Origin of the sequence: Glycomyces buryatensis (assembly GCF_004912275.1) — a bacterium.
GTDB lineage: Bacteria > Actinomycetota > Actinomycetes > Mycobacteriales > Micromonosporaceae > Glycomyces > Glycomyces buryatensis.
Map to the genome: position 1 here is coordinate 21598 of NZ_STGY01000015.1, position 8165 is coordinate 29762.

Here is an 8165-nt window from a genome sequence, read left to right on the forward strand (position 1 = left end):
ACAAATGGACTCGGATATCGACTCGCCGGGGGCTCTTAAACACCCCCTAGGCGTAGAAACCGAGGGCCAAGTCGGCCAGGTAGTGCGGGTCGTCGGCGCCACACAGCTCCCGCGCCGAGTGCATCGAGAGGATCGGCAGCCCGACGTCCACAGTGAGCATCCCCAGCTGGGTGCCCGAGATCGGGCCGATGGTGGTGCCGCCGGGGATGTCATTGCGGTTCACGTTGTACTGCCACGGAATGCCCGCGGTCTCGGCCGCGCGCACGAACATCGCGTGCTCCTCGGCGCCGCTGGCGTACCGCTGGTTCGCGCTCACCTTGATCATGGGTCCGCCATTGGGGATCGGGCGGTGGCCGGGCTCGTGCTTCTCGGGGTAGTTCGGGTGGATCGCATTGCCGGTGTCGGAGGACATCATGCCGGAGGCCGCTATCGCCCGCGCGTACGTTTCGAAGTCGTCGCCCATGAGCCGGTGCAGCACCGACTCCAGGAACGGCCCCTGCGCGGCCGAATAGGTCATCGAGCCGATCTCCTCGTAGTTGAACGCGGCGAGGACCGGCGTGAACTCGGTGCCGGAGGCGGCGATGAGCGCGGCGAGGCCGGCGTGGGTGCTGGTCAGGTTGTCCAGCCGCCAGGCCGCGAACAGCTCATTGTCCTTGCCCAGGTAGGTGGGTGCGTCGAGCGCGGAGGTGAAGAGGTCGTGGCCGAGCACGTCGCCCGCGTTCACTCCGGCCTCGCCCGCGACGAACTCCAGGAACTCGCCTTGGCGAGGCTCGCCCAGTCCCCAGATCGGCGTCAGCTGCGACTGCGCATTGAGCGCGCGGCCCTCGTTCACGCCCCGGTCCAGGTGAATGGCCAGGCGCGGGATGCGCAGCAGCGGCCGGTCCACGTTGACGAGCACCTCCGAGCCGTCGCGCAGGACCAGGCGCCCGGCGACGCCGAGGTCCCGGTCGAGCCAGGTCTGGTGCGGCACACCGCCGTAGACCTCCACGGCGACCTGCTTCCAACCGGCCGATCCGGTGTCGGGCCGCGGCTTGACCTTGAACGTGGGGGTGTCGGTGTGGGCGCCGAAGATGCGGAAGCCGGTGATGTCCTCGCCCGCCCGCCAGGCGATGAGCGAGCCGTCCCGGACCACGTAGTAACCGCCGGGCTCGTCCAGCCACTCGTCGGTCTCGGCCAATCGCCGGAAACCCGCGGCCTCCAATCGCCGGGCGGCCTCGGCGCACGCGTGATACGGCGTGGGGCTGGCCTCGATGAATCCGGCGAGGTCGGTGGTGTGGGACCGGTCGAAGATCGGCATCGAGACTCCTCATTACTGGCCGGTTCGGGGTGGCGGCTGTCAGCATAGAACAATGCGTGCGTTGAAATTGGGGCGAAGGACCTTCGGTGAGGGCGACTACGCCGTCATGGCGATCGTGAATCGGACCCCGGACTCCTTCTACGATTCCGGAGCCACCTTCGAATTCGACGCGGCCGTCGCGGCGGTCGCGAGCGCGGTCGGAGCCGGTGCCGACATCGTCGACATCGGCGGGGTCAAGGCCGGTGACGGCCCGGAGGTGACCGTCGCCGAGGAGATCGACCGGGTCGTCCCCTTCATCGCGGCCGTCCACGACGCCCACCCCGAACTGGTCATCTCCGTCGACACCTGGCGAGCCGAGGTGGCCCGCGAGGCCGTCGCCGCCGGAGCCGAACTCGTCAATGACACCTGGGCCGGCTGGGACCCAGGCGTGGTCAAGGTCGCCGCCGACACCGGAGCGGGCCTGGTCTGCTCCCACACGGGAGGCCTGGAACCGAGAACGGTGGCGGCGAAGCCGGTCTACAAGGACGTGGTGGACGAGGTGCGGACCGAACTGGTGGAACGGGCCGAGGCGGCGGTGGCGGAGGGGGTCCGGGCCGACGGCATCCTGATCGACCCGACTCACGACTTCGGCAAGACCACCTACCACTCCCTGGACCTGACCAACCGCCTGAGCGAACTCACCGAGACCGGCTGGCCGGTCCTGGTGGCCTTGTCCCGAAAAGACTTCGTAGGAGAAACCCTCGACCTCCCGGTGGACCGCCGCCTCAACGGGACCCTGGCGGCCACGGCGATCTCGGCCTGGAACGGAGCCCGGGTCTTCCGCGCCCACGACGTGGCGGCGACCAGGGAAGTCCTGGACATGGTGGCGGCCATCAAGGGCCAGAAGTCCCCAAAAAACCCCCAGCGCAGCCTTTAGAATCGGGACTTGAAGGGAATTCCCTTCGCGACAGGTGGTGAGGACCATGCGTGCGAAAGTGGGAGACCGGCTGCGGTTCCGTGGCCGCCAGGTCGGGATGCCCGACCACATGGCGGAAGTGACCGAGGTGCTTGGAGAGAACGGCGAGCCGCCTTACCGGGTAGTCCACGACAACGGCCACGAAGCAACCATCTACCCCGAGTCCGACTGCGTGGTCGAACCCCGCGGATAACCCGCCGGGCCGCCGGCTCAGCGGTTGCCCATGTGGGCCACGGCCTCGTCCAGGTCGTCGGTGACCAGGAGCAGGTCCACGTCCTCGGGGTTGATCTTGCCGTCGGCGACCATGCTGCGGCGGAGCCAGTCGACCAGGCCTCCCCAGTAGTCGATGCCGATGAGGGCGATCGGGAACTTGCCGACCTTCTCGGTCTGGACCAAGGTCAGCGACTCGAACAGCTCGTCCATGGTGCCGTAGCCGCCCGGCAGGGCGCAGAAGCCGCACGAGTACTTGAGGAACATGACCTTGCGGACGAAGAAGTAGTGGAAGTCCAGCTGGATGTCCACATAGGGGTTGATGCCCTGCTCGAAGGGGAGCTCGATGCCCAGGCCGACCGATTTGACGCCCGCCTCGGCCGCGCCGCGGTTGGCGGCCTCCATCGCGCCGGGGCCGCCGCCGGTGACGACCGAGAAGCCGGCCTCGCCGAGTTTGTGGCCGAGCTCGACGCCGCGCTTGTACTCCTCGGAGTCGACCGGGGTGCGGGCGGAGCCGTAGACGCCGATGGCATCGCCCAGGTCGGCGGCCTCGAGGGTGTCGAAGCCCTCGACGAATTCGGCCTGGATCTTCATGACCCGCCAGGAGGCCTTCTGCTTCCATTCCTCGCTGTGGCGGGTGTCCAGCAGGTGCTCGTCGGCGGTGACGCGGCGCTTCGATGTCATCAGTTTCTCCTGGTGGATATCCCGTGCTCCGGCACGGGGGCAATTAGGGCCGCCTTCTTATCTGACGGCCCCGTGCTGGCGGGACTGTTCGAATCGTTAGACGCAGAAAGTATCGGGCCCCGATTTTACAATCGTGCGCGTGACAGTCGACCATATCCGGTATCAGTGCCGGATCCATTCGACGCCGGGCCGGCGCCGAGGCGGCCGATGACCTCTGCGAGAGTACGGAGCCGTATTCCGGGTGTGACGGTGCAGCCGCGAGCGGCCGGGAGAGGCCGGATCTCGCCGATGGCGCGAGCGACCGGACGGCCCGGACCTGGTGGTCCGGGCCGCCGACTCTCGATCGCTAGTCCATCTGCTCTATGACGAACGGGGCGTGGCCCTGGAGGTGGTTGTCCCAGCCACCTGTCACGGGTGCCCCTTCCGACAAGAGGTTGGTGGAGTCGGGGCCGACGTCGAGTTTCCATGCCGTCCAAGAGATCCCATTGGCGGCCATCCAGTCGGTCCAGAGCTGCGCCTCGTCGAGGCAGACCTGGCCGTCGACGCCGCCGTCGGCGGCGCTCGCGCCCCATTCGGTGACGAAGAGGGCGAGGCCGGCGTCCATCGCGGTGTCGGCATTGTCGCGCAGCCAGCCGGTGTGCGTGCACGAGTAGAAGTGCAGCGTGTACATCAGGTTGGTGCCGGCGACGGGGTCGCCCGCGGCCACGTCGACCTCCTGGGACCAGCTCGGCGTGCCGAGGACGACGATGTTGTCGGGGTCGTGCTCGCGGATCGCGGCGACGACCGCCTCGTGGTACGGCTTGACCGTGTCGCTCCAGGAGACCTGCAGGGGCTCGTTGTAGGGCTCCCAGATGACGTTCGGCAGGTGGCCGTAGCGCTCGGCCAGGTCGCTGAAGAACGCGACCGCCTCGGCCTGGTGCGTGTGCGCCTCATGCGCGTGGAAGTCGACGATCACGTAGGTGCCGGCGGCGGCCGCGTTGTTGATCGCAGTCTCCACTTCGGACTTCCAGCGGTCCGGGTCGTCGAGGTAGGAGCCTTCGGGCTCGACGCCCATGGCGACGCGGAGGACCTCGAGGTTCCAGTTGTCGCGCATCCATTCGAGCGCCTGCAGGTTCTGCGCGTACGGCTGGGACTGCCAGTGCAGCCACATGCTCGAGACGCCTTGCAGCTGAACGGGGGCGTTCTGCTCGTCGCACATGGCCGCGCCGCAGACGTGGAGCTTCCCGTGCTCCTCGACGGGCGTGCCGTCCTGCGCCGGTTCGGTCGGTTCGGGTTCGGTGGTCTGCTCGCCGTCTCCTTCGCCGCAGGGCACGCCGTTGACGGTCGCGCCGGTGATGTCCCCGGCGGTGCCGTTGGCGGTGAAGCCGAAGACCTCGCGGGTCTCGCCGGAGGCGACAGAGCCGTTCCATCCGGCGTCGGACGCGGTGAAGCGCGATCCGTTGAGCGACTGCTCGGAGACGTTCCAGGCGCTGATGCCGGAGACGGCGCCGGAGAAGTCCCATTCGAGCGTCCAGCCGTCGATCGGCTCGTCGGCCGTGATGGCGACATCGGCCTGGAAGCCTGAGCCCCAGTCCTTGACGATCGTGTACTCGACCTCGCAGCCTGCCGCGGCGTTCGCGCCCTGCGCTGCGATGATCGTGGCCGCACCGGCGCTGATGACCGCGACGGCCGCGCCGACGATCGCCGCACTCCTTCGTCTGATTCTCGCTTGCATGGTTTGATGCCTTTCGTTCGCGTGACGTCCCAACCGCTTCCGCATTCGCTCCATTCTCGACAGAAGCGCTTCCATCTCATACATGTGAGTTTGTCAATATATCTAAACAAAGTCAAGGACCCCTCTCCGCGGCTCGACCCGGCGGGCCGGGCACCGGAGTCGCCATCCCCTCGCCAGGAGGGCTCGCGGTCGGTCTGTCGCTCGGGGTTCTTCGGGCCGCCGGATAGATACCGATTTCTAAGCTCGATCTCCGGAACCGTTCTGTCCAGGCCCCGGCATCGACCAATCCCCATCGGTCGATACCGTCCGAACCGTCCATGGGGTCAAATCGCCAGGTGGACAAGCCGATCGCGAGGCATAACGAATCGGGAACCATAATTCTCGTCGAAGCTGGCTCCGCAAAAACAGAAGATAACGTTATCTGTTTGAACCTTGATTCGCCAGGCCGGAGGCATTACTGTCCGAATAGATGGATGCCGATATCCATCTGCTTCGCTCTCTGAAGGGACGGCAATGACGCAAGTCGGGCAACGAAGACGGTCGCGCCTCACGGCGTTGGCCGCCGCGCTCGCCGCGGGGATCGCCGCGGTGGCCGCGCCGGCGCCGGTCCAGGCCGCGGAATACGACGACCTCCTCACCGACAACATCGTCGCGATCAACGAGACGGTCAGCGACGCCGGGTTCGTCCACCCCGGCGTGGGCCTGTCTGCCGACGACCTGCGCAACGCCCAGGAGATGGTCCGCTCCGGCCAGGAGCCCTGGGCCTCCTACTTCGACGCCATGACGAAGGTCGGCGAAGCCTCCACGACCTACCGCGCGACCAACTCGAAGTCCGCCTCCCAGCCGGACGTCGCGCTCGACCCGAACTTCAACCACGGGGGCCTGCGCGGACGCGAGACCCGGGACTCCTTCGGCGCCCTCACCCAGTCCCTCATGTGGACGATGACCGGTGACGAGGTCTACCGCAAGAACGCGATCCAGGCCCTGCGCACCTGGGCGAGCATGAACCCCGACGGCTTCAAGTACTTTCCCGACGCGCACATCCACACCGGCAAGCCGCTCTCGCAGTTCCTCATGGCCGCCGAGATCATCCGCGCCACCGAGCCGCTCGCGGACGACACCCCCGGCACCCAGGACGGCTACAGCGTCGAGTGGACCGCTGAGGACGACGAGCGCCTGCTCGGCAACTTCGCCCAACCGCTCGTCGACACGTTCCTCTACTCGCCCGAGCGATGGATGAACCAGCACAACTTCGGGCTCTACGGCCGCATCGCCACCGCGATCTACGCCGACGACACCGAGGCCTACGCCAAGGGCGTCGAATGGTTCACCGTGAACTCCGAGTTCGTGGACTACACCAGCGGCGGACTCGCGCAGCAGATCCCGCTCATCGAAGCCGACGACCCCGCCAACCCTTACGGCGAGGACTTCGTGCAGGTCCGCGAGATGGGCCGCGACCAGGCCCACGCCGAGTGCAACATCGACAACTTCGCCGCGATGGCCCGCTTCCTCCACGTGCAGGGCACCAAAGTCGACCCCGAAGACGGCACCGTCTCCACCGCCGACGACGCCGTCTCCGCCTACGGGTTCCTCGGCAACCGCCTCCTCGCGGGCGCGGACGCCTTCGACGGCTTCATGATGGGCCAGCCCACGCAGTACATCGACGACCGCGGAACCGGCGGGGTCATCTCCGCGGCCTACCGCGGCAGGATGTTCAACCCGCTCAACGAGTTGTACTACCAGTACAAGTACGTCGAAGGCGTCGACGTCGAGGCCGAGGCCCCGAACGTCGCCCTGCTCAACGAGCGCATGGACGGCCCCCTCTACCAGTACGGGACCGGCGTCCACAACTTCTGGGGCGCAGGGGACAAGAGCATCGAGTACTGGGTCGCGTTCCCGCCCGAGATCGCCGGCACCGAGCCGGCCCCGGTCGAGGACACCACCCTTACCTTCGGCAACTACGGCATCCCGCTCGATGAGGGCACCGAGATAATCACCGAGGACGACCGCACCTTCGCCCGCGCCACCGCGGACGAAGACGGCACCGTCAGCGTCGTCAGCCGCGTGATGTACCCCGGCAACAGCAAGCTCGGCGTGCTCGTGCGCACCGACGGACCCGCCGTCATGGAAGTGCTCGACAAGGAGGAGCGCGACCCGCGCGACCCGAACGACTGGGAGCCGGGCGTCATGGCCCGGATCGAACTGCCTGACACGCAAGGCGAATGGCGGTACGTCTCCTATCCAGCAGGCGGCCCCCACACCCACTTCTTCCGGATCACGGGCGACGGATCTACTGTGGACATGGATACCGTCATGTTCGACGCCCAGAAGCAGCTCACCCCGCCCGCCTTCGAGCAGGCCCGCGGCAAGTACCACCTGTGGCCGGACGCGACCTCGACCTTCGAGCTCGGCGCGACCGACACGGGCGGCGCCCCCGCCTACACCGCCTCCGGCCTGCCGGAGGGCGCGGAGCTCGATGCCGAGACCGGCACCGTCACCTGGAAGCCGACCTCGCATGACCGCGGCACCCACAAGGTCCAGATCATCGCCGACGACGGCGACGCCCTGACCGCGCGGACCTTCGAGCTCGCCGTGGCCAAGAACCGGCCCAAGATGATCGATGCCGCCGTCGCCGACGGCACTGAGGAAGGCGCGGTTTACACCACGGCTTCCAACGAGCCGTACCAGGCCGCACTCGCCGCCGCGAAGGACGCGGCCGAGGACGGTACCGACGAGGAGTTCCGCACCGCCTTCGAGGCACTGCTCGACGGCATTGAGGCGCTCGAACTGCTCAACGCGCGACTGGCGGACGGATCGCTCGACTACCGCGGCGCGGTCACGCCCAGCAACATGAGCCTGGACCAGGCCCGCGCGCTCGCCGACGGCGGCAACCACAGCCACTTCGGCGACCTGCGCGTCGGGTTCGTCACGCTGGACTTCGGCACCCAGTACCGCGTCGCGGCCGAGGAGTTCGGCCTCCAGGCCCGCTTCTCGTTCCCGATGCGCTCGCAGGGCACCAACGTGTACGGCTCGAACGACGGCATCACCTGGACCCTCCTCACCGAGCGGCCGACCGGCGACACCAACGAGATGGAGACCATCCCCGTCATCGCCGAGCACCGCGGCAAGGAGTTCCGCTACCTGAAGCTCCAGATCGACGAGCCGGCCCCGCCGATCGACCCCGCGTACCCGGGCATCTGGTCCGTCGCCGAGTTCCACGTCTTCGGCGACCGATCGGAGGTCCCCGGAACGGTCACCGACGTTACGATGGCCTCGGCGGATGCCGTGGACGGCAGGGTGACCAA

At 67.7% G+C, this 8165-nt stretch carries 6 protein-coding genes; 3 read left to right on the forward strand and 3 right to left on the reverse strand.

The features are described from left to right. Positions 1 to 46: 46 nt before the first annotated feature. Positions 47 to 1297: a M18 family aminopeptidase gene (locus FAB82_RS04335; RefSeq protein ID WP_136533321.1), complete on the reverse strand. Its 1251-nt coding sequence runs from the start codon at positions 1295 to 1297 to the stop codon at positions 47 to 49. 52 nt (positions 1298 to 1349) lie between these two features. Here FAB82_RS04335 and folP point away from each other — a divergent pair, with 52 nt between their 5' ends. Both folP and FAB82_RS04345 read left to right on the forward strand, forming a co-directional pair. Next, a complete protein-coding gene (gene folP, locus FAB82_RS04340) occupies positions 1350 to 2213 on the forward strand; it encodes a dihydropteroate synthase (RefSeq protein ID WP_136533322.1) in 864 nt (287 codons plus the stop codon). A 46-nt stretch (positions 2214 to 2259) separates the two neighbouring features. After that, positions 2260 to 2445 (forward strand): DUF1918 domain-containing protein, encoded by a 186-nt coding sequence (locus FAB82_RS04345; RefSeq protein ID WP_136533323.1) that lies wholly within the window; start codon positions 2260 to 2262, stop codon positions 2443 to 2445. Between the two features lie 17 nt (positions 2446 to 2462). On the opposite strand, the gene FAB82_RS04350 is transcribed toward FAB82_RS04345, so the two are convergent. Beyond that, on the reverse strand, positions 2463 to 3146 hold the full coding sequence (locus tag FAB82_RS04350; RefSeq protein WP_136533324.1) for an LOG family protein: 684 nt from the start codon (positions 3144 to 3146) through the stop codon (positions 2463 to 2465). 346 nt (positions 3147 to 3492) lie between these two features. Continuing rightward, positions 3493 to 4860 carry a cellulase family glycosylhydrolase gene (locus FAB82_RS04360; protein ID WP_168801411.1) on the reverse strand — a complete coding sequence of 456 codons (1368 nt, stop codon included), beginning with the start codon at positions 4858 to 4860 and terminating at the stop codon, positions 3493 to 3495. 513 nt (positions 4861 to 5373) lie between these two features. On the opposite strand from FAB82_RS04360, the gene FAB82_RS04365 reads away from it, so the two are divergent. After that, positions 5374 to 8165: putative Ig domain-containing protein (locus FAB82_RS04365; RefSeq protein ID WP_136533326.1), on the forward strand; the 2792-nt coding region annotated here is incomplete at its 3' end.

Bases quoted from the DNA above. Each gene is read 5' to 3' on its own strand.
- FAB82_RS04360 (WP_168801411.1), bottom strand. From the start codon at position 4,860: ATGCAAGCGAGAATCAGACGAAGGAGTGCGGCGATCGTCGGCGCGGCC.
- FAB82_RS04335 (WP_136533321.1), bottom strand. From the start codon at position 1,297: ATGCCGATCTTCGACCGGTCCCACACCACCGACCTCGCCGGATTCATC.
- FAB82_RS04345 (WP_136533323.1), top strand. From the start codon at position 2,260: ATGCGTGCGAAAGTGGGAGACCGGCTGCGGTTCCGTGGCCGCCAGGTC.
- FAB82_RS04350 (WP_136533324.1), bottom strand. From the start codon at position 3,146: ATGACATCGAAGCGCCGCGTCACCGCCGACGAGCACCTGCTGGACACC.
- folP (WP_136533322.1), top strand. From the start codon at position 1,350: ATGCGTGCGTTGAAATTGGGGCGAAGGACCTTCGGTGAGGGCGACTAC.